This window comes from Aquabacter spiritensis (assembly GCF_004346185.1).
Lineage (GTDB): Bacteria > Pseudomonadota > Alphaproteobacteria > Rhizobiales > Xanthobacteraceae > Aquabacter > Aquabacter spiritensis.
Genome location: NZ_SMAI01000006.1, coordinates 72,076 through 93,049 on the forward strand (window position 1 = coordinate 72,076; position 20,974 = coordinate 93,049).

The following is a 20,974-nucleotide window of genomic DNA, read 5'->3' on the forward strand; positions in this document are numbered from 1 at the left end:
GAAAAGGCCGCCGCTTCTGTTCGCGCCGGCGGGGCAAGCCGGGCGTCGGCCGGAAGCCCCTGTCGCAGCCGCATGGCCGCCGGCCGATCCGTCACGCGCGCGCCGCCTGCCTCCTGTGCAGGCCCGCACGTGTCAAACGCCGGCTAGCATGTCCTCTTCCGCCGGAGGCTTCAAGCCGGTCAGTTCGCGCCGGCCGCGGCCGGGCGCAGATGCACCGCGACGCCCTCCTCGCCCGGAGCGCCGGACGCCAGGGGCACGACGCGGATCCGGCTCGGCTCGATCCCGGCTTCGGCGAGATGGGCGATCACCGCCATCGCCCGCGCATTGGCCGTCGCGCCGGCGGCCGGGGCGCCGGAGACGGGTTCCGGTGCGACCTCCACCACCGCCTCCGGACACCGCAGAGCGATCCGCGCCAGGCGGTCGAGAAAGGCGGCGCCGCGGCTGTCGGGGCGCGACAGGCCGGCTTCGAAGGTCGGCTGCCGCGGACTGGCCAGACTCGCGGCGAGCGGCACGCATTCCGCCGCGGTCAAAGGCGCGCCCGGCTCGGCCGGCGCGATCTCCGTCGCGGCGCGGAAGCCCTCCGGCAGAGCGGCGGTCACGTCGCGCAGGACCTGTCCGGCCGCCGCGGCGTGCGGCACGTCGCCCGCGAGCAGCAGATCGCGATCGGTGAGACGCAATTCGGCCGGCTCGAGGCGAACCGATTGGAGGAGCCCCGCTTTCACCGCGGCGGCGAAGCCCTCCGGCGCGCCGCTGCCGAGCCCCGTCACGTCCTGCACCGTCTCCCCGGGATACAGATCCGCGAGCAGGGCACCGACCGCGGCCTGCGCCGCCGCGTCCGGCAGGAAGCCCGACAGGGTGATGCCCTTGGCATCTCGGCGCATCACGAAGACGAAGGGGGAGATGAGCGGCGGGCGGACGGTGAAGCGGTCGAGTTCGACGCCCGGCGGCGGCTGGCGGGCCATTTTTGTCGCCGCGGCGAAGGCCTCGGCGTCGAGCGCCTCCCCGGCGAGCGAGAGACGGCCACCGGAGAGGTCCGCTTCGCCCCGCCCCATCCGCGCCAGAAGCGCCAGGGCGAAGCGCGACATCGCGGCGAACTGCTCCGCCGGCGGGCCGCCCCCGGCGATCCGCGTTTCGTCGCTGACGGGAACGCCCGGAAACAGACCGCGCACCGCATCGGCAATGCCGCGCTTGGCTTCCTCCGAGACCACATAGCCCGACAGGACGAGACGCTCCGCCGTCCGGTGCACGCGCCACGTGAAAGGCGTCGCCACCGGCGGCTCGACCGCGAAGCGCATGACCGAGAAGCCTTCCGGGGGGGCCCGGCGCGCCGATTGGAGGGCGTCGTAGATATCGAAGCTCGGCGCCTGGCCTTCGATGGCGATCGCCGTGTCGGACAAGGTGACCCGCCCCTTGGGCAGCAGCGCCAATTGCATGACGGCATAGGTCACGGCCTTCACCCAGAGCGCACCGGATGGCGCGCCGTCGCCGAGCCGCATTTCGTCGATCACCTCCGCCCCCGGCACCGCCGCGGCCAAGGCCGACAGGACGGCCGCGCGCGCTTCCGCCGAGGGAACGTGGCCGAGCGCGCGCACCTGTTGGCCCTCGCGCAGCGCCGACCAGAGGAAGGGGGAAACGACCGGCGGACGCACGGCGAAGCGCGCCAGCCGAAAGCCTTGCGGCAAGGGACCGTGCAGGGTGCGCGAAAGCCGGTCATAGGTCGCCAGGTCCGGGCTGCGCCCCTCGATGGAAAGGGCGTCGTCGGACAGGATGATCCGCCCGGTCGGGAGCCGCGCCAGCTGGTCGAGGCCGAACGCCACGACGGAAGCGAAATCGCCCGCCGGCGCACCACGCGCCCGCACCAGCCGATCCAGCCCCTTGACCGCGGTGATCCCGGGGACCGCCCGCGCCGCTTCGCCGATCCGTGTGCGCGCGGCCTCGCTCGGGACATAGCCGGAGAGCTGGAGCACGCCGCCGTCGCGCGCCGCGCTGAAGGTGAAGGGTCGCCGTTCCGGCAGAAGGGTCGTGGCGTCGATGACGCGCCGCACGCCGTCGATGCTGCCGAGGCCGGCCCGCACCTTGGCGCGCGCCTCCTCGGCCAGCGCCTCGCCGGTCACCACCGCATCGCGTCCGACGAAGGATGCGGAGGCCCAGCCTTCGCCGGACCAGAGCAACAGCGCCTGGGCGCGCCGTCCCAGATCCGCTTCGATGGCCCCGCGCTGGGCGACCGCCAGTGCCGCGATCACAATCAGGCAGAGCGCACCGATCGCCAGCACGGACCGGCGCCAGCGGGCCGGCCTCGGGGCCTTCTCACCGGGATCCGCCCTCACATCCCTGCCCCTCCCAACGCCGACCTGCGCGCAGCCGCGCACGCCGGACCCGACCGGCACCCTCTCCGGCGCCCGTCTTGCGGGGCCGGCGCAGCTTCAGACCGTCAAAGCCACGTTGGACCCCGCCAATCCCTCGGGCGGCAGAATTGGACACATTCCAGGAATGGGTCAAGCCGACCCGCACGACATTTGGCGCCCGTCGGCACGCCGGTCTGCTGCCGACACGCCCGCGGTGCGCTCAGCCGGCGCCTTCCCCGCTTGACGGAGCCGAAAACGCCGGAGCCTCGGTGAAGGTCCGGCATCAAAGGGAGAAGACATCAGGATGCGGCGCGAATCGGAGCGGTTCGAGCCGACCGTCTCCGTCTGTCGGCGTGCGGCCTCAGAAGTCGCGTTCGACCATGAAGAGGACCTGGTGTGCCGCCTGCGACGCCGTCGGCAGGCCGAGCCCGGTATCGACGTAATTGTTCGCCTTGTACATGTTGTAATCGTACTGCAGCGTGATCGCGAGATTGTTCACCGGCGTCCAGGTCAGGTTGCCGCCGAGATTGTAATTGACGCCCGCCGATGCCCCGTAGCCGGCCTGTGCGATCGGATCGTCGAGGTCGAATTTGGCATAGCCGCCGAAAAAGGCCGACTGCCATTTGTCGTTCCAATTGTGCAGGAACTGGCTGGTGAAGTTCCAGCCCGTCACCTTCGAGAGGCTGCCGTTCGCGCCGATGAAGGCGTCCGGCGGGGCGAAGGCGCCGCTCGCATTGATGAGGCCGAGATAGGCGACCGCGCCGTTCACATAGGCGCTCTGGAGGTAGAGCGAATCCCCTTCCGCGATGAAGGGCAGATTGAACATGAGGCCCGCCTGGACCGCATAGCCCCATTCGTCCGTCGTCGTCGCGCCGATATAGGGGGCGCCCGCCGTCAACGGGGTCATGCCCACGACCTGATGCAGCGCGCCCGACAGCTGGGCCTGCCCCCAATCGCCGGTCTGGCCGAAATTGGCGACGAAATCGGGCAGGCGCGCGCCGGATTGATAATCGTCGGAAATGTCCGGCAGGGTCGGATCGGCGGCATAGATGCCGGAATTGCGGATATTGGCGTCCTCGAACGAGACGGTGGCGGCCCAGCCGTTGGCGAACTCCCAGGTATAGGCGAGCAAGGGCAGCCGCGTGTCGTCGCCAATGGTCCCCGGATCGGTGCCGAGCACATTGGCATTGGCGTAGAAATCGAAGAAGGACTGGGCGTAGCCGAAGGTGAAACCGGCGAACTGGATATAGATGTTCCAGGGCACGACCTGCGAGCGGTTCGGGCCGTCGGACCAGGGGTTCGCGGTGCGCCACAGGAAGCGCATATCCATATAGGAGCGCAGCACGCCATATTCGGTATTGGTGCGCGCATCCACGATGAGGCCGTACAGGCCGATCGAATAGGTCTTGTCGTTCTCGATCGGGTAGTCGGTATAGGTGTTGAAATAGGCCTCGGCCCGGACATAGCCGCCGATCCGCAGGCAGGTATCCGTTCCGGGAACATAATAGAAGCCGGCGCCGATGGCGGTGCACTGCTTCACGTAAGCGGCCTGCGCCGCCTTCACCGGGAGGTCCGCGGCGAACGCGCCGCCGGACGATGCGGCCAGCACGATCGCCGGCACAAGCCCCGAATATCTCATCTGATCCCCCAGCCTGCTCCACGCGGCACAGCCGCATTGGCCCCCATCAGCGCGTCGCCCCGATCCGGAGATCCGTCCCTCGCCCCGGTCGGATCAGATCCTTCAGAAAAGCCGCCTCTGCAAAAGACGCTGTGTCTTCGTGGAGGGAAAGACCGGCGGATCAGCAACAGAAGGTATTATGCCCCCTCGGCGGCGGGAATGAAAAGCGGGGAGCGGCCAGAATAGATCAATTAAATTCGGCACTGCACCAAAAGCAGGTCTTGTCTGGACTTCAGACAAAGAAAAACCCCGGCAGTTGCCTGCCGGGGTCTCTTTCAGATCGGAAAGTCCGATCAGAAGTTGCGCTGAGCGCGGAAGCCGCCCGACCACACGTCCGTCGAACCGCCGACGGTGGTGCAGGTGGTGGCCGCCGAGCAGACGCCGGTCGGCGAAGTGGTGTAGTTGGCGAGGGGAGCGTCGCCGTCCACCTTGCTGTAGAGCACTTCGAGGCCGAGATCGAGGTTCTTCACCGGCGACCAGATCGTGTTCAGACCGACCTGCCACATGTTCACGCTGGTGGCGAACACGGTGTTCGGGGGAACGTCGACCGAGACGTAACCACCGTAGACCGCCGAACGGATGTTCGGGACCCAGTAGTGGCGGAACTGACCCTGGATGGACCAGGCCGATTCCTTGCTGTAGCCGGTGCCGTTCCACACGGCGTCCGCGATCGGGTAGTAGGCACCCGAGATCACGCCGCCCGAGCTGATGTCGAGCGCGCCGAGAGCCGTCGCGCGGGCCTGACTGCTGCCGGAGAGACCCGCATAGTTGATCGCGCCGTCGGCATAGCTGGCCTGGATGAACAGGCTGTCGCCCGGAGCGAGCATCGGGAGCTTGAACTCCAAGCCGCCGCCGATCGCCCAGCCCCAGCTGTCCGAACCCGAACCACCGAGATAGGTGGCGCCGGCCGCGACCGGGGTGACGCCAGCCACCTGGTGCAACGCACCCGAGAGCAGCACCGAACCCCAGGCCTGGTCGAGGCGGAGATTGGCGACGATGTCAGGAACCTGCTGGCCTTCCTGATAGTTGGTATAGGACAAGCCGGTCGTGGACGAACCCGCCGGGAGACCGCCACCCGTCGCGCTCCAGGCGGTCGGGGCATAGCCGGTCGAGGTGGCCTGCACGCCGGTGGTGCGCATGGCGGCGTCTTCCAACGACAGGGTGGCCGAGAAGCCGTTGCCGAACTGGGCGGTATAGGCGATCACGGTCGACCAGGCGCTCGAACCCGCATACGGGGTCGTCAGCATGTAGTTCCGGCCGAAGTCGAAGAACGACTGGGTGTAACCGAAGGTGAACCCGGCGAACTGGATGAAGGCGCGCTCGAAATAAAGCGAGCCACCGGTCGGGCTGCCGGCCGAAGCCTGCGAATCCCACTGGCCGCCGAAGCGGACATAAGAGCGGAGCACGCCGTAATCGGTCGCGGTGCGGGCGTCCATGTCGAACACGCCGCGGGCGCGGGTCAGATAGTCGGCGCGGTCATTGGTCTGGTAGGGGAAGCCCGCCACACCGACGCCAGGAGAGTTGAACGCGTTGCCCGTCGCCGACGAGATCGCCGGGTTAAACGTGCCGACCGCGTTGATATAGGTGTCCAAGCGGACATAGCCGCCGATCTTCAGGCAGGTGTCCGAACCGGGGACGTAATAGTAGCCCGCGCCGTAAGCGGAGCACACCTTCACGTATTCCACAGCCTTCGCCTTGACCGGAAGGTCGGCAGCCTGAGCCCCGGCCACCGCAACAAGACCCGCAGCGCTACCGAGGAGAAGGCTCTTCACCATCTTCATCGTGACCTCCAAAAAGTTTTCGTTCCGAGGGAGCGAGCGCCGCATCGACGGGTGCCACCGCACCCCGAGAGGATCTTGCCCCGATTACCCCCCGCGCTCCTGCGCCCCGCTCACCGCGCTGCACCCGAATACGGAAGGGCGACCGGGGTCTGCCCCCCTTCGTCGCAAAGTCACCATACAAAAGGCCGAGCCCCGATCAACGCTCAAGACGCCGCCAAACCCCTTTCAGCGCTTGATTCCCCGTAGGTGTTGCAGGAACAACACGGCGCATTTCACCCACTTTTTTACCATCGCGATTGCACAAACCTAGAGCTGATACAGTTTCCCGGCTCCCAAGTTCGTGAACGGGTCAGCACCATTGCCCTATGGCGAAGGTGAAGCTGGTTTCTCCGCATCGGCGTCCCGGGGTACCGCGAATCGCAATCTGCCGGGCGCAGGGAACAAAAATCGCCGTCGCGAATCGCGTGCGGATGCGGTCCGCGGGCGAAGCCCATTCCGGAAAACCCCGACTATCCCCTGCCCGCCTCTGCCAAAACGAAGACGGGCCGCGCATGGCGCGGCCCGTCGGTGGAGAGCGATGATTTGGAAAGCGCGCGGCGCCGCGCGCCTGTGTGCGCTTGTGTGCGCCTACGCGCGCGAGGCCGGGTGAGGCGCGGTCCGCCTCACTGCGTCCGCGACTTGGGCGTCTCGTTGATGCTGGTGAGGAGATCGTTGGTGTAGAGGCCGGTCGGATCGACGGGCTTCTCCATCTGGCCGGTCGCGACCATATAATCGACGACGTCGGTCCACGCCTTCGGATCATAATAGCCCCAAGGCTTGCCCTCCGCCTTCGGCGCATAATCGAGGAACACCTGGAGGATCCGCATCTGGTCCTTCACCGCCTGCTCTTCCGACACGCCGGGCGGCAGGGTCTCGGGGAAGCGCTTGTAATAGGCCTTCACGCAGGCCTCGCCGTTTTCCCGGCAGAACAATTGGGCCCGGTTGAAGGCGCGGGCGATCCCCACCGCCTCGGCGCGATTCGCCTCGAGATAAGCGGCGCTGGTCATCAGGCTCCAGCCGAAGATCGGCTCGACCTGGGGCGAGATGAGGTAGCGGAACTTGGCCCCGCGATTCTCGAACCCGGCATAGTTCAGGACATTGGTCGACAGGGCCGCGATCTGGCCGTTCTGAAGCGCCTTCAGGGCGGCGGGGCCGGCGCCGACATCGACCATCTTGAAGTCGCGGTCGAGCTTCAGCCCGGCCGAATTCATGATTGCCTGCGTGGTGTAGAATTGCACGGCGGTGAGCGAGTGCAGGCCGATCGTCTTGTCCTTCAGGTCGGCGATGCTCTTGATCGGCCCGTCGGCGATCACCGCCATCGGGAACGGGCTGCGGGAGGTGAAGGCGAAGAAGAATTTCAGCGGCGCGCCCTTCTGATAGGCGACCACCGCATTTTCCGGCGGGGGCATGCCGTATTGCGCGCTGCCGTTGAGGATCTGCTGGATCACGACGGTCGCCCCCTTCACCGTCTGGATCTCGACCTTGAGGCCTTCTTCCGCGAGCCAGCCCTTTTCCTCGGCGACCGCCCAGGGGGCGTTGCGGATGTCGATCTGGGGCACCGGCTGAAGCAGCGTGACGGTCTTCAGCTTGCCCTGCGCGGCGGCGGGGAGGCTCGCCAGCGCGACGGCGCCGGCGAGAAGGGACAGGGCGGCAAAGCGTTTCATCGGGAGCCTCCAGGGACGGGAATAAGGGTCAATCGGGGCGGTGCAGGCCGGGATCGCCGGCCGGCGCACGCAGCGGCAGAGGCTGCTCGGACAGCAGCGCGTCGAGAATCACCTCCCGCACCTCCTCGGTGCGCAGGCCATGGAGCGCGGCGAGGTCGGCGACGTCGGCGAGCACCGCCTCCACGTCCTGCATCATCTTCAGCCGCTTGAAATGGTCTTCGTGGGCGATGCCCATGCTCTCGCCGACCAGTTCGAGGAAATTGACGATCTCGAACGGCCAGTCGCGCTGGTGGGTGCACAATTCGCGATGGCAGGCATGGTAGACGCCCGCGAGCGTCGTCACGCCGGCCGCCGCCGCCGCCTCCAGCAGATCGGAATGCAGGCTGCGTTTGTAGGCGGGCAGCGGCTGCAGCGTGTTGCACATCCAGCCGACGCTCGGCTGGGCGAGGTCGACGAAGTCGAGCCCCGGCACCGCCTTCAGGATCCGCTCGGCCGCCGCGGCCACGCCCGCGACGCCGGGATGCTCGTGCAGCCCGACGCGCTTGTTCACGACCTTGCTCAGATGCGGCCGCAGCCGGTCGAGATGCCGGTCGAGGAACACGACGAAGGCTTCCAGCTCGTAGCCGAGCCCGCCGATGCTCTGGGTCCAGCGGCCCGGCAGCACATTCTCGGCGATCTGCACCTGACAGGTCGGGCACCAGGACAGCACGGTCGAGGCCTTGAAGCGGCCGAACCGGTCGGTGGTGCGATAGGCGATCCGCCCGGACCCCTCGATGTCGCCGGTGCGGAACTGGAGCACGCCGCAGCAATCGCCCGGTCCGCCCATCACCGCATAGGAGACGCCGATCCGGTCGAGGATGTCGAAGCACAGAAGCGCGATATGCGGCGTCTTCAGGAGATTGCACCCGGTATAGAAGACCACCTCGACGGCCTCCGGCGCCGGCTCCTCGCGCTCGAAGCGGGCGAGCGTGTCGGGCGCCATCTGGATGCGCGAGAGGATCTTCACGCCCCGGCTCATGGTGCGGAACGACGCGTTCCCTTTGGCGCGGCGCACCGCATCCTCGGCCCGCCGGGCCAGCGCCAGCTTCCCCAGCGCCAGCATGAAGCGCGGATTGACGCCGTCATTGCAGGCCGGGATGCAGGTGCCGCTGCCCGAGCAGGCGGTGGCCCAGCGCTCCGCCTCCGGCGTGCTGGATCCGCCGGAAATGAGCCCGAGAACCCCGGTGACGGTGGCCTCCGGATCGGCGGCGGCAAGGCCCGCCGGCCCGGTCATCGGGCAGATTTCGAAGCAGCGGGCGCAGCGCGTGCAGCGGTCGAGAATGTCCGCGGTGCGCGCCGACAGCGCGTCGGCGAAACCGGCGGCGCTCATGGCGTATCCTCGCGCCGCACCACCCAATAGGTGGCCCGCCGCTCGATGACCCGCACCGCCGTATTGGCGCACATGCCGATTACCGCCAGCATGACGAGAATGACCAGCATGCCGGCGGTGTCGAGATTGGTCTGGGCCTGGAGCAACAGCACGCCGAGCCCGCGCTGGGCGCCGACGAATTCGGCGACGATCGCGCCGGTGAGCGCGAGGATCACCGCCACGTTCAGCCCGGCGAAGATGGCCGGCGCCGCCGAGGGCAGGCGCACGAAGCGGAATTGCTGCCAGCGGCTGGCGCGGAAGATCCGCATCAGATCCATCCGCTGGGCATCGACGATCGCAAGACCGCTCAGCGTGTTCACCAGAACCGGGAAGAAGGTGATCAGCGCCACCAGGACGACCTTGGATTCGATCCCGAAGCCGAGCCAGAGGATCACCAGCGGCGCCACGGCAACCTTCGGCAGCGACTGGATCGCGACCAGATAGGGAAAGATCAGCCGGCCGAGCCGGCCGAACTCGCTGACCGCGACGCCGAAGCCGAAGCCCAGACTGGCGCCGATCATCAGCCCGCAGACCATCTGGAACACGGTGACCCCGAGATGCTCCCAATACAGCCCGCGCGTCGCCCCGCGCACGAAGGCCGAATAGACTTCGGAGGGTGGGGCGAACATCAGCGGCGAGACGTCGAACAGCCGCACCAGCCCTTCCCATGCGCCCAGAAAGGCGAGGAAAATGGCGGCCATCAGCATCCGATCCGACCATTTCGTGCGCGCACGCCGCCGCGCCGCTTTGGCCGCCGGCGTGATGGTCGGTGTGCGCGTGGCGGCCTTGCCGTCCGGCGCCGGGAGGGACGCGAGGGTTTCGGTCATTTCCGACCTCATTCGATTCCGGTTTCGGATTGGAAATGCCGCCGCACGCGGTGGCAGATGGCGGCGAAGTCCGGCTCCAGGAGCGTGCGCTCGCTGCGCGGACGCGCCAGCGGCACGGCGATCTCCTCGGCGATCCGGCCCGGCCGCGGCGTCATCACCACGACGCGGTCGGCGAGGAACACCGCCTCGGAAATCGAATGGGTGATGAGCAGGACGGCGATGCCGCTCTCTTCCGCGATCCGCGCGAGTTCGATGTTCATCCGCTCGCGGGTGAGCGCGTCGAGCGCGCCGAACGGCTCGTCCATCAGCAGCAGGCGCGGCTTCATCATCAGCGCCCGCACGATGGAGGCGCGCTGGCGCATGCCGCCGGAGAGCGCACCCGGCGCCGCGTCGTGGAAGCCGGCGAGCCCGACAAGGTCCAGCCGCTCCGCCGCCTCGCGGCGCGCGGCCGCCATGTCGCCCCCGGCGATCCGCACCGGCAGGACGACATTCTCGATCACGCTGAACCAGGGCAGCATGACCGCGTCCTGGAAAATCATCCCGATCTCGGGGCGCGGCGCACTGACCGGCGTTCCCGAAAACACCGCCCGGCCCTCGCTCGGCGCCAGAAGCCCGGCGGCGATCCGCAGAAGCGTGCTCTTTCCGCAGCCCGACGAACCGACGACGGCGACGAATTCGGAGCGGTCGATGTCGAGCGAAATGCGGTCCAGCGCCCGAAGGCTGCCCCCGGCGGTATCGAAATCGTGGCGGATGGCGTCGAACCGCATCAGCGGCGGGGTGCCGCCGGGGCGCGGGGCGGGTCGTTCGGCGAGCGCAGCATGCATCCGGAGGCCTGGATCCAATCGTGGCAGATGCTGTGCCGTCGCAAGTCGTGTGCCATTCCGGACGCAGACTGAAATCGTTCGATTTCGCCGGGCGCCCGCCCCGCCCCCCGCTCAACCCTTCGGCCCGAGGCATATCCCTGGGGCAGATCGCGGTTTTTCCCGAGAATTTGCCGCTTCTGCCCAGTCTTTCGGCGCGTCCTGCCAGAAGCCGGGCATCGCTTGATCTTGACCGCAGCCGGCGGCGATACTGGTGCATGCCGCGCGCACAGGCCGATCCCCTTTCCACCGGCGACCGGGTTCTGTCGGGTCTCCGGGAGGATATCCGCACCCTTTCCCTCGCACCGGGCCAGAAACTGTCCGCCGAGCTTCTGGTCGCGCGCTACGGCGCCGGCCAGAGCCCGGTGCGCGAGGCCCTGTCGCTGCTCGCCGGGGAAGGCCTGGTGGTGCGCGAGAGCCGGCGGGGGTTTCGCGTCGGACCGATGTCCCTGGCGGACCTCGACGACGTCATCGCCGCCCGCCTCACCGTGGAGCTCGCTTTGCTCGAGCGTTCGCTCGCGCAGGCCGATGCCACATGGGACGAGCGGGTCCGCGACGCGTTCGCCGATCTGCTGCCGAGCCTGCAGAAGGTCGGCGACGCGCGCCCGCTCGACCGGGCCTGGGAAGCGAACCATCGCCGCTTCCATTTCGCCTTGCTCGCCGGCAGCGCGCCGAGCGTCATGATGGAATTCTGCCGCATCCTCTACGACCGCTATGACCGCTACCGGCTGCTCGCCATCCCGCGCCGTGCCTTCCTGGCCGGGGTCGCCGACGACCATGCCGAGCTGGTCGAGGCGGCGTGCGCGCGCGATGTCGGGCGCGCTTTGGCCATTCTGCGCCGCCACATCGCCGACACCTCCGCCATGCTGCGCGCCAACATCGTGGAGGCGGATCTGCTCAGTCCCGGCGCCGCGGTCGAGCCGCGCGACCCCGTCGTCTGATGGACCTTTTCGACCGGACCCGTGGTCGGTCTTCCGCCGTCGCCCCGGGCGGGCGGATCAGCCCGGCGGGGTTCGTGGCACCGCGTTTGCTTGAGGCGGCCGGACGAGGCCGGCCCCACCAGCCCGTCGGCCGCGGCGAGGCTTCTTGCAGCGGCCACGTGTTTCCAGCGCACAGGACCCTCATGTCAAATCCAGCCTTCCTCATGGTGCCGGGCGCACCGACGCCGGTCGCCCCCTTCTCCCACCTTGTCGAGGCCGACGGATGGATCTTCGTCACAGGCCAGATGCCGACCTGGCCCGAGGATGACGCCCGCCCTTTGCCCGAGGGCGTCGCGGCGCAGACCGCGCGGGTGATGGACAATCTCATCATCGTTCTGGCCGGGGTCGGGCTCGATCTGTCCCACGTCGTCCAGGCGCGCATCTATCTCACCCGTTTCAAGGCGGACTATCCCGAGATGAATGCGGTCTATGCCGGCTATTTCCCGCCCGACCGCCGCCCCGCCCGCACCTGCATCGGCGTGACCGGCCTCGCCCGCGACGCGCTGGTCGAGATCGATTTCATCGCCCGCCGGTAAAGCCGGACCGGCGGGCTGCCGCATCGCCGGAAGATCGCGCGGCGCAGCGGACGACGCGGGGCGCCGCGCAGATGGGCACCTCTCAGGCCGGAAACGGCGCGTTGCGCCGGGCGGTGGCTTTGCGGGCCACTTTGCCATTGGCCGTGCGCTCCACACGGTCCACGAACAGCACGCGGCGCGGCGCCTTGTAGGCGGCGAGATGCCCGCTGCAATGGGCGAGCACCCGATCATCGGTGAGGTCCGAATCCGGCGCGCGGACGACGAAGGCGGTGATCACGCTGACATCTTCCCGCACCCGCGTTTCCGCCACCGCCACCTCGGCGATGCCGGGGCAGTCGGCCAGCGCCTTTTCCACTTCCAACGGCGAGACGCGATAGCCCAGCGCATTCATCACGTCGTCGTTGCGGCCGTGAAACCAGAGCCAGCCGTCCGCATCGCAGGCGGCGAGGTCGCCGCCCACGAACCAGTCGCCCCGCATCACCGCCGCCTCTTCCTCCGGCCGGTTCCAATAGCCGAGCATCAGGGCCGGATCGGAGCGGTGGACCGCGAGCAGGCCGGTCTCGCCGACCGGCAACGGCGTTTCGCCGGCCTCCACCGGCAGCACCGCCACGCGTCGCCCACGCTGCGGCCGGCCGGGCGAGCCGGGGCGGATCGGTTCCCCCGGCCGGCAGGAGATGAAGGTGGAGATTTCGCTCATGCCGAGGGATTCGTAGATCCAGGTGCCGGTGGCCGCGTGCCAGTCCTCCACCAGCCGGAACGGCAGCGCCTCCCCCGCCGCCACCCCATGGCGCAGGCTGGAGAGGTCGAACGTCGTCAGGTCGCACGCCTTCAGCATCTGGCGGTAGACGGAAGGGACCGCGGCGAAAAGCGTCGCCCGCCACCGCGCGATCAAGCGCGGCCACACCGCCGGATCGCGCGGGCCGTTATAGAGGATGGAGGTCGCCCCGCAGGCCCAGGGGTCCAGCAGGCCGACGCCGAGCGTGTAGGTCCAGTTCACCGCGCCGGCATGAAGCAGAACGTCCTCCGCGCCGAGGCCCAGCCAGTCCGCATACATGGGCCGGCGTCCGAGCAGCGCGCGCTGCGCGTGCAGCACACCCTTCGGCCGGCTGGTGGTGCCCGACGTGTAGACCAGATAGGCGGGATCGTCCGGCGCCGTGGCGGCATAGGCGGCGAGCGGAGGCGTTTCGCACAGGCGGCGCACATCGTCCGGCGCCAGCACCGTCAGATGGGACAGCGCCGGTCGCTCATGGAGATGATCCGCCCCCAGGATCACCGCGACGGCGCCCGAATCCTCCACCAGGCTCAGCACCTCCTCCACCGTCAGCTGCGAAGAGGCGGGCTGCGCCACGAGGCCGGCGGCGATGGTCGCCAGAAAGGCGATGACGAAGCCCGCATCATTGCCGGAGCGGATGAGCACGCGCGCGCCGGGCGGCAAACCGAGGGTCAGCAGCCCGGCCGCGAGGCGCCGCACCGCCGCGTCCATCTGCCCATAGGTCCAGCGCTCGACCTCATCCCCCTCCCCCACCAGAAGGAGGGCGACCTTGTCGCCGTGCGCGCGGGCCTGCGCGGCGAGGCAATGCGCCGCGAGATTGAAGCGGTCTGCGGGGGCCGGGGGCGGGACAGGGTCGGGAGCAGGCACGGCGGTCTCTGGCAGCGCGGCGGTGCCGCCACAATAGCGCGGCGCGCGAAAAGATCATGCGCAACGGCCCGCTCGAATCGGCGGCCGCCGTCCGGACTGACGCCGATCGGACTGTGTCCAGGCTGCCCGGGCGCGAACGTCCACGCGACAGAGTCGAGACCGGCGGGGATCGTCGTTCGGTCGGGCGACCGCTGTGTCGGGGTGTGTCGATCACCGATCCTATAGGATTGCCGGGTCCGACACCTGCCGCCCGTGGCGGGTCGTCAGCGGCCCACGTTCCACGGATTGATGACCGCCACACCTGCGGCGTCGAACGCGCTGGTGTCGCGCGTCGCCACAGTGAAGCCCCGGGCGGCTGCGATCGCGGCGATATAGCCGTCGGGCGTCGGAAAGCCCTTCCCGGCCGCGCGCGCTTTCACGGCGAGGTCGGCATAGCGTCGTGCGGCAGCGATATCGAACGGCAGGACGCGGTCGGCGAACAGGTCCATCACCCCGTCCAGGGCCTCGGTAAGCCGGTCTTTGCGCTTGCCTGCGGGCAGCGCACCGATTCCGAACGACAGTTCGGCGATGGTGACGCTCGAGAGACAGAGCGTCTCGGCCGCCTGCTCGTCGAGCCACGCCCGCACGGCCTCGTCAGGCGCGGGCTTCATCGCCTCCGAGATGACGCTGGTGTCGAGAAGGATCATTCGAAGCTCATGGGCTCGGCGGGAGTCCTGTCGCGCGCCGGGTTGAGGGCGTCGATATCCTCATTCGTCAGGCCGAGGCGGCGGCTGCGCTCCGCGAGCGCCGTGCCGAGCCGAAGACGCGTTTCGGGGCGGACGGCGCTCTCCAGGATGTCGCGCATCTCCGCTTCGGTGCTGCGGCCATGCTGGGCCGCGCGCACCTTCAAGGCGCGGTGCGTCGCCTCGGAGAGGTTGCGGATCGTCACTGCGGGCATGATGGCACCTCCAGTAAGGCTGATTGCGTTGATATCAAAATAGGGAATTTGCCATCATCTTCAAGATGGCGGGTCGAGTGGCGATTATGCGCCGCCCGTTCCGAACCGATCGACCGGGATGCCCGTTTTGCAGGCCTTGTCGGCGATGCGCCCGGCCCAATGCCGGAGACATCAGCCCGCCGTAAGGCGCGCGGGCAGGCGGGCGGATTGGCCGATCACCAGGTCGCCGCGCAGCGTCACCACCTCGTCGGCACGGTGCACCCCGTTCATCCGGGCGTTCAGCAGGTCCAGCGCGCGCTCCATCATGTCCTCCAGCGGCTGGGCCACCGTGGTCATGCGATAGGGCGGGCGCCGGGCCGCCGCGACGCCGTCAATGCCCACCACGGAAATCTCGCCGGGCACGGCAATGCCCGCCTCCCGCAGGGCGTCCATAATGCCCATGGCGATCAGGTCGCTGACCCCGAGCACCGCGTCCGGCCGGTCCGGCGCCGGCAAAGCGGCGATGACCTGCCCCGCCTCGAAGCCCTTGGCATGGGAATTGACGCCGCCGAACCGCAGCGGCTCGGGCAGCCCCGCCGCCCGCACCCGCCGGATGAAGCCGTCCGCCCGCTCGATGCTGGTGGAGGTGGTGGGATTTCCGCTCACCACCGCGAGCCGGCGGTGACCCGCCTCGATGAGCAGGTCCGCCAGCAGGGCGCCGGCCGCGTCATTGTCGCAGGAGACGGCGCTGCCGTGCTCCCACGCCACCCGGTTCACCATGACCAGCGGCACCTGATTGTCCCGGCAGATGCGCGCGGCGCGGGACGAGAGTTCGGCCGAGGTGATGAGGCAGCCGTCCACGCGATATTGCAGCAGCGCGTCCGCGGTCGCCTGCTCGATGGGACCGGGGCCGGCATGAACCAGCAGCAGCCGCCAGCCGCGCGCCGCCGCCTGCGTCACCGCCCGCTGCATGAGTTCGGCGTAAAAGGGATTGTCCACCGGGCCCAGCACCAGCCCGATCAGGCCGCTGCTTCCGCCCACCAGCGAGCGCGCCAGAATATTTGGCGTGTATCCGACCTCCTGCGCCAGGGCGACGATGCGGTCGCGCACGTCGGGCGAGATGCGCGGGTCGTTGCGCAAGGCTCGGGAGACGGTGGAGGCGGCGACCCCTGCCGCACGGGCAAGGCTCGCCACCGTCCAACGCTCGCTTTTGGGAGGAGCGCTGGGGGGAGGCTGGCTCATGGCAGATCCATAGCGCCCCCCGCCCGCCACGACAAGATTGCGCAATCGATGGCACGCTGCATTGCAAAACAAGATCGACTTTACCTAGCGCAATTTTATGCTAACGATTGCACAACAAATGGCGGACGGTCGCGCCGGCACTCGGATGCCGGCCCCGGACGAGAAAATGGGAGGACCGGCCGGGATGACGGGCCGCACCATCACCGAGAAGATCATCGCCGCCCATTGCGCGGAGCCCGACGGCGTGCGCGCCGGTGCCATCGTCACCGCGCGGCCGGACGTGGTCCTGCTCAACGACGTGTCGGGACCGCTCGCCTTCACCCAGTTCGACGCCATGGGCGCGACCCGCCCGTTCGATCCCGCGCGCATCGTGCTGGTCGCCGACCATTTCGCGCCCGCGCCCGACATCGTGGCGGCCGGCGCCATCGCGCTGACGCGCGACTTCGCAAAGCGCCACGCCATTCCCCATTTCTACGAGCCGGGGCGCGGCGGTATCGAGCATACGCTGCTGGCGGAGCTCGGCATGATCGGCCATGGCGGCATCGTGTTCGGCGCCGACAGCCACACCTGCACCGCCGGCGCCTTCAATGCGCTCGGCATCGGCTTCGGCTCCACCGATCTCGCCGCCGCCCTCGCTCTGGGGCAATTGTGGCTGCGGGTCCCCGACAGCATCCGCGTCGTTCTCAGCGGCACGCCCGGTCCCTATGTGACCGGCAAGGACATCATCCTCGACCTCATCCGCCGCATGGGCTCGGACGGGGCCGCCGACGCCTCGCTGGAATTCGGCGGGCCGGGGCTGCGGCACCTGCCGGTCGACGCCCGCATGGCGATCGCCAACATGGCGGTGGAGGCCGGCGCCGATACCTGCGTGTTCGCGGGCGACGACCTGTCCGCCGCCGACATGGTGCGCCGGGGCATGGCGCCGGTCGCCGCCGTCGTGCCGGACGCGGACGCCGTCTATCGCGCGGTCATCGAGGTGGATCTCGACCGGCTGAGCCCGATCGTCGCCTGTCCGCCCTCCCCCGCCGCCGGCGTCCCCGTGGAGCAGTTGCGCGGCCAGAAGGTGGACCAGGTCTATGTCGGCAATTGCTCCAACGGCACGCTGACCGACCTGCGGCAGGTGGCCGACATCCTGCGCGGCCGGCGCGTCGCTCCCGGCGTGCGCATGTTGGTGGTTCCCGCCACGCAGAAGATCTGGCGCGCCGCGCTGGCCGAGGGATTGCTGGACATCCTCGCCGAGGCCGGCGCGGCCATCTCCACCCCGACCTGCGGCGCCTGCTTCGGCGGGCATATGGGCATCCTCGCCGCCGGCGAGACCGCCATCGCCACCACCAACCGCAATTATCGCGGCCGCATGGGGCATCCCGACAGCCAGGTCTTCCTCGCCAATGCCTGGGTCGCCGCGGCGGCGGCGGTGGCGGGCGAGATCGTCCCGCCCGGCGAGATCGCGGCCCGCGTCGCGACGGAGGATGCGGCATGAGCCTGCACATCGAAGGCCGCATCCATCGCTTCGGCGACGAGGTGAACACCGACGTCATCCTGCCCGGCCGCTATCTCACCCTGCGCACCCCGGAGGAGTTGGGACGCCACTGCCTGGAAGGGCTCGATCCCGGCTTCGTGGACCGCGTGGCCCCCGGCGACATCATCGCCGCCGGGCGCAATTTCGGCTGCGGCTCCTCCCGCGAGCATGCGGTCATCGCGCTGAAGGCGGTGGGCGTCGCGGCCATCGTGGTCGAGAGCGCGGCGCGGATCTTCTTCCGCAACGCGGTCAATCTCGGTTTGCCGGTCCTCGTCTGCCCGGACGCCGCGCGCGCGCTGGCGGCGGGCGAGCCGGCGCGGATCGACCTCGACCGCATGGCGATTTCACAGGGCGCCCGCCTGTGGCCGGTCCAGCCGCTCGGCGCGGAGGTCCGCGCCATTCTCACCGCCGGCGGCCTCGTGCCGCGCGTGCGCCAGGCGCTCGGCGCCTGACCCATCATCAAGAAAGGAGCCATCCATGGCCAATCCGAGCATCCGGGCCGCCCTCGCGGCGAAAGACTTCATCGTCGCTCCGGGCATTTTCGACATGATCTCGGCGCGGATCGCCGACCGCATGGGATTCAAGGCGCTCTATGCCACCGGCTACGGCACCGTCGCCTCCCATCTCGGCGTCCCGGACGCCGGCATCGCCACTTATAGCGACATGGTCGGCCGCATGAGCCGCTTCGCCCAGGGCAGCACCACGCCGGTGATCGCCGATGCCGACACCGGCTATGGCGGCCTGCTCAATGTGCGCCACACGGTGATGGGCTATGAGGCCGGCGGCGTCACCGCCATCCAGCTCGAAGACCAGGAAGTGCCCAAAAAGTGCGGCCACACGCCGGGCCGGCGCGTCATTCCCGCCCGCGACATGGCGCTGAAGATCGAGGTGGCGGCCGAGGCCCGCAAGAGCGACGACTTCCTCATCATCGCCCGCACCGACGCCCGCACCGCCCTCGGCCTCGACGAGGCGATCGCGCGCGGCCAGCTCTACCGCAAGGCCGGCGCCGACATCGTCTTCATCGAGAGCCCCGAGAGCGAGGAGGAGATGAAGCGCATCGGCGGCGAGATCGACGCGCCGCTGCTCGCGAACAATGTGGACGGCGGCGGACGCACGCCCATCCTGTCGGCCGAAAAGCTCGCTTCGTTCGGCTATTCCATCGCCATCTATCCGGCGCTCGGCTTCCTCGCCATGACCGCCGCGCTGGAGACGGCCTATGCCCATCTGCGCGCCCATGGCGACAGCGCGGGGCTGCCCGACGGCGCGCTCGCCGATTTCGGCGCCATGAACACCCTGATGGGCTTTCCGGAGGTGTGGGAGTTCGACCGGCGCTGGGCGCGCCCCGACGCGGCGGAATGAGCCCCGTGACCGCCCTCGATTTCAGCACCACGCCGCGCCTCATCCTGCGCGAAGGCGCGACCGAGGCCCTGCCCGATCTGTTCCGGCAGGCCGGCGCGCGCCATGTGGCCGTGGTGACCGATGCCGGCCTGGTGCGGGCCGGGCTGGTGGCGCCGGTCGTGGCGCAGCTGCGCGCGGCGGGCCTGGCGGTGACGGTGCATGACGCGGTGGTCGCCGATCCGCCGGAGCAGGTCGTCCTGGAAGCGGTCGCGCGGCTGCGCGCGGCCGAGGTGGATGCGGTGCTCGGTCTCGGCGGCGGCAGCGCGATGGATACGGCCAAGCTCGTCGCCTATCTCCTGCGCAGCCCCGCCCCGCTGGCGGAGCTGTACGGCATCGGCCGCGCGCAGGGTCCGCGCCTGCCGCTCCTCCTCGCGCCGACCACCGCCGGCACGGGATCGGAGGTGACGCCGATCGCCATCGTCACCACGCCCGGCGACGAGAAGAAGGGCGTGGTCTCCGCCCGCCTGCTGCCGGACGTCGCGGTCCTCGACCCGCTGCTGACCCTCGGCCTGCCGCCGGCGGTGACGGCGGCGACCGGCATCGACGCCATGGTGCACGCCATCGAGGCCTTCACCAGCGCGCGGCTCAAGAACCCGGTGTCGGACGTCCTGGCCAAGCAGGCGCTGGCGCTGTTGTCCGCCAATCTGCCGAAGGTGCTGGCCGATGGCGGGAACGTTGCGGCGCGGGGCGACATGCTGCTCGGCTCCTGCCTCGCGGGCATGGCGTTCGCCAATGCGCCGGTGGCGGCGGTGCACGCCCTCGCTTATCCGCTGGGCGGGCGCCACCACATCCCGCACGGCCTCTCGAACGCGCTGATGCTGCTGCCGGTCCTGCGCTTCAACCTCGCCGCCGCGGCGCCGCTTTATGCCGAGCTGGCGCCCTGCGTGGGCGCGCCGCGCGCGGAGGCCGGCGCCTTCCTCACCGCCATCGAAAAGCTGGTGGCCGGCTGCGCCATGCCCAAGCGCCTGCACGAACTCCAGGTCCCCCGCGAGAGCCTGCCGCAGCTGGCGCGGGACGCGATGCAGCAGCAGCGGCTGCTCATCAACAATCCCGTCCCCCTCACCGAGGCGGACGCGCTGCGCCTGTACCAAGACGCCTATTGATCAAAAACGGAGGAGGACACACGCCATGGAACACAAAATCGACCGCCGCACCTTCGGTGCGCTTCTCGCCGGCCTCGCCGCCGGCCCCACCTTCGCGGCCAAAGCGGCGTTCGCCGCCGAGGACGCCACCGCCTGGCCGACGCGCCCGGTGCGCCTAGTGGTGCCGTTCGGCCCCGGCGGCGCGGTGGACACGTTGTGCCGGGCCTTCGGGCAGCGCTTTGCGGAATTCGCCAACGGCCAGCCGCTGGTGATCGAGAACCGCTCGGGCGCCGGCGGCCTCGTCGCGGGCTCGTTCGTCGCCGGCCAGGCGCCGGACGGCTACACCCTGCTCGCCGCCGACATCGGCGCCAATGCGATCGGCAAGGAGCTGAATCCCAAGGCCAATTACGACCCGATGACGGCGTTCACGCCGATCATCCAGCTCGCCAACCTCAATGCGGTCCTGGTGGAGAATCCGAACGTCGCGCAGAAGACCGTGCAGGAGATCATCGCCACCGCGAAGAAGGACCCGAACGGCTTCACCTATTCCTCGGCGGGCGTCGGCAATGGCAGCCACCTGTTCATGGCGCTGCTGGAGCGCGACGCGGGCATCCGCATGGTCCATGTGCCCTATCGCAGCGGCGCCGAGACGGTGCTGGCGGTGGTGCGCAACGAGGCGCAATTCTGCTTCCCGACCTTGTCCTCGGCCTTGCCGATGATCAAGACCGGCGGCGTGCGGCCGGTGGCCTTGGGGGCCGGCCCCTCGCCGATCCTGCCCGGCGTGCCGCTGATGCGCGACATCCTGCCCGGCTTCGAGGTGGCGATCTGGTACGGCGTCGCCGCCCCCGCCGGCATGGACGGCGCGCTGGCGGACCGCGTCAATGCGGTCTTCAACAAGATCGCCGCGCTGCCGGAGATCCGCAAGATGGTGGAGGACGTGCAGGGCGGCGTCGTGGTCGGCGGCTCGCGCCAGCAATTCGCCGCCTTCATCAAGCGCGAATATGACCGCTGGACCCCGGTGATCCGCGGCGGCGGCATCCGCGTCGAGTGATCCCGAGCC

Annotated in this window: 18 protein-coding genes; 7 read left to right on the forward strand and 11 right to left on the reverse strand. The window is 69.4% G+C overall.

The window, feature by feature from the left end:
• Positions 1–179: 179 nt before the first annotated feature.
• From EDC64_RS11235 to EDC64_RS11265, 7 genes are all read right to left on the reverse strand, one after another.
• Positions 180–2,273, reverse strand: a complete 2,094-nt coding sequence (locus EDC64_RS11235; RefSeq protein ID WP_165933726.1) for a BON domain-containing protein — start codon at positions 2,271–2,273, stop codon at positions 180–182.
• A 433-nt stretch (positions 2,274–2,706) separates the two neighbouring features.
• Positions 2,707–3,984, reverse strand: a complete 1,278-nt coding sequence (locus tag EDC64_RS11240; RefSeq protein ID WP_132031399.1) for a porin — start codon at positions 3,982–3,984, stop codon at positions 2,707–2,709.
• A 332-nt stretch (positions 3,985–4,316) separates the two neighbouring features.
• On the reverse strand, positions 4,317–5,798 hold the full coding sequence (locus EDC64_RS11245; protein WP_245504669.1) for a porin: 1,482 nt from the start codon (positions 5,796–5,798) through the stop codon (positions 4,317–4,319).
• A gap of 668 nt (positions 5,799–6,466) precedes the next feature.
• Positions 6,467–7,507 (reverse strand): ABC transporter substrate-binding protein, encoded by a 1,041-nt coding sequence (locus EDC64_RS11250; protein WP_132031401.1) that lies wholly within the window; start codon positions 7,505–7,507, stop codon positions 6,467–6,469.
• A gap of 28 nt (positions 7,508–7,535) precedes the next feature.
• On the reverse strand, positions 7,536–8,876 hold the full coding sequence (locus tag EDC64_RS11255; RefSeq protein WP_132031402.1) for a heterodisulfide reductase-related iron-sulfur binding cluster: 1,341 nt from the start codon (positions 8,874–8,876) through the stop codon (positions 7,536–7,538).
• On the reverse strand, positions 8,873–9,742 hold the full coding sequence (locus EDC64_RS11260) for an ABC transporter permease (RefSeq protein ID WP_165933727.1): 870 nt from the start codon (positions 9,740–9,742) through the stop codon (positions 8,873–8,875). The genes EDC64_RS11255 and EDC64_RS11260 overlap by 4 nt, the downstream gene beginning before the upstream one ends.
• 8 nt (positions 9,743–9,750) lie before the next feature.
• Positions 9,751–10,566: an ABC transporter ATP-binding protein gene (locus tag EDC64_RS11265; RefSeq protein WP_245504657.1), complete on the reverse strand. Its 816-nt coding sequence runs from the start codon at positions 10,564–10,566 to the stop codon at positions 9,751–9,753.
• Positions 10,567–10,820: 254 nt separating this feature from the next.
• Here EDC64_RS11265 and EDC64_RS11270 point away from each other — a divergent pair, with 254 nt between their 5' ends.
• Both EDC64_RS11270 and EDC64_RS11275 read left to right on the forward strand, forming a co-directional pair.
• Positions 10,821–11,543, forward strand: a complete 723-nt coding sequence (locus tag EDC64_RS11270) for a GntR family transcriptional regulator (protein ID WP_132031404.1) — start codon at positions 10,821–10,823, stop codon at positions 11,541–11,543.
• 182 nt (positions 11,544–11,725) lie between these two features.
• Positions 11,726–12,118, forward strand: a complete 393-nt coding sequence (locus EDC64_RS11275; protein WP_420808954.1) for a RidA family protein — start codon at positions 11,726–11,728, stop codon at positions 12,116–12,118.
• An 82-nt stretch (positions 12,119–12,200) separates the two neighbouring features.
• Here EDC64_RS11275 and EDC64_RS11280 read toward each other — a convergent pair whose 3' ends face one another.
• From EDC64_RS11280 to EDC64_RS11295, 4 genes are all read right to left on the reverse strand, one after another.
• Positions 12,201–13,757 carry an acetate--CoA ligase gene (locus EDC64_RS11280; protein ID WP_132031405.1) on the reverse strand — a complete coding sequence of 519 codons (1,557 nt, stop codon included), beginning with the start codon at positions 13,755–13,757 and terminating at the stop codon, positions 12,201–12,203.
• A gap of 263 nt (positions 13,758–14,020) precedes the next feature.
• Positions 14,021–14,443, reverse strand: a complete 423-nt coding sequence (locus EDC64_RS11285; protein WP_132031406.1) for a type II toxin-antitoxin system VapC family toxin — start codon at positions 14,441–14,443, stop codon at positions 14,021–14,023.
• A complete protein-coding gene (locus EDC64_RS11290; protein ID WP_132031407.1) occupies positions 14,440–14,694 on the reverse strand; it encodes a FitA-like ribbon-helix-helix domain-containing protein in 255 nt (84 codons plus the stop codon). Before EDC64_RS11290 ends, EDC64_RS11285 begins: the two co-directional genes overlap by 4 nt.
• 171 nt (positions 14,695–14,865) lie before the next feature.
• Positions 14,866–15,915 carry a LacI family DNA-binding transcriptional regulator gene (locus EDC64_RS11295; protein ID WP_132031408.1) on the reverse strand — a complete coding sequence of 350 codons (1,050 nt, stop codon included), beginning with the start codon at positions 15,913–15,915 and terminating at the stop codon, positions 14,866–14,868.
• A gap of 184 nt (positions 15,916–16,099) precedes the next feature.
• On the opposite strand from EDC64_RS11295, the gene EDC64_RS11300 reads away from it, so the two are divergent.
• From EDC64_RS11300 to EDC64_RS11320, 5 genes are read left to right on the forward strand one after another with little or no spacing between them, the layout of a single operon-like run.
• Complete coding sequence (locus tag EDC64_RS11300) at positions 16,100–17,395, forward strand: aconitase/3-isopropylmalate dehydratase large subunit family protein (RefSeq protein WP_132031409.1); 1,296 nt, start codon at positions 16,100–16,102, stop codon at positions 17,393–17,395.
• Positions 17,392–17,886, forward strand: a complete 495-nt coding sequence (locus EDC64_RS11305; RefSeq protein WP_132031410.1) for a LeuD/DmdB family oxidoreductase small subunit — start codon at positions 17,392–17,394, stop codon at positions 17,884–17,886. Before EDC64_RS11300 ends, EDC64_RS11305 begins: the two co-directional genes overlap by 4 nt.
• 25 nt (positions 17,887–17,911) lie before the next feature.
• Positions 17,912–18,793, forward strand: a complete 882-nt coding sequence (locus EDC64_RS11310) for an isocitrate lyase/PEP mutase family protein (protein WP_132031411.1) — start codon at positions 17,912–17,914, stop codon at positions 18,791–18,793.
• Positions 18,790–19,935, forward strand: a complete 1,146-nt coding sequence (locus EDC64_RS11315) for an iron-containing alcohol dehydrogenase (protein ID WP_132031412.1) — start codon at positions 18,790–18,792, stop codon at positions 19,933–19,935. The genes EDC64_RS11310 and EDC64_RS11315 overlap by 4 nt, the downstream gene beginning before the upstream one ends.
• Positions 19,936–19,960: 25 nt before the next feature.
• A complete protein-coding gene (locus tag EDC64_RS11320; protein WP_132031413.1) occupies positions 19,961–20,965 on the forward strand; it encodes a Bug family tripartite tricarboxylate transporter substrate binding protein in 1,005 nt (334 codons plus the stop codon).
• Positions 20,966–20,974 lie beyond the last annotated feature (9 nt).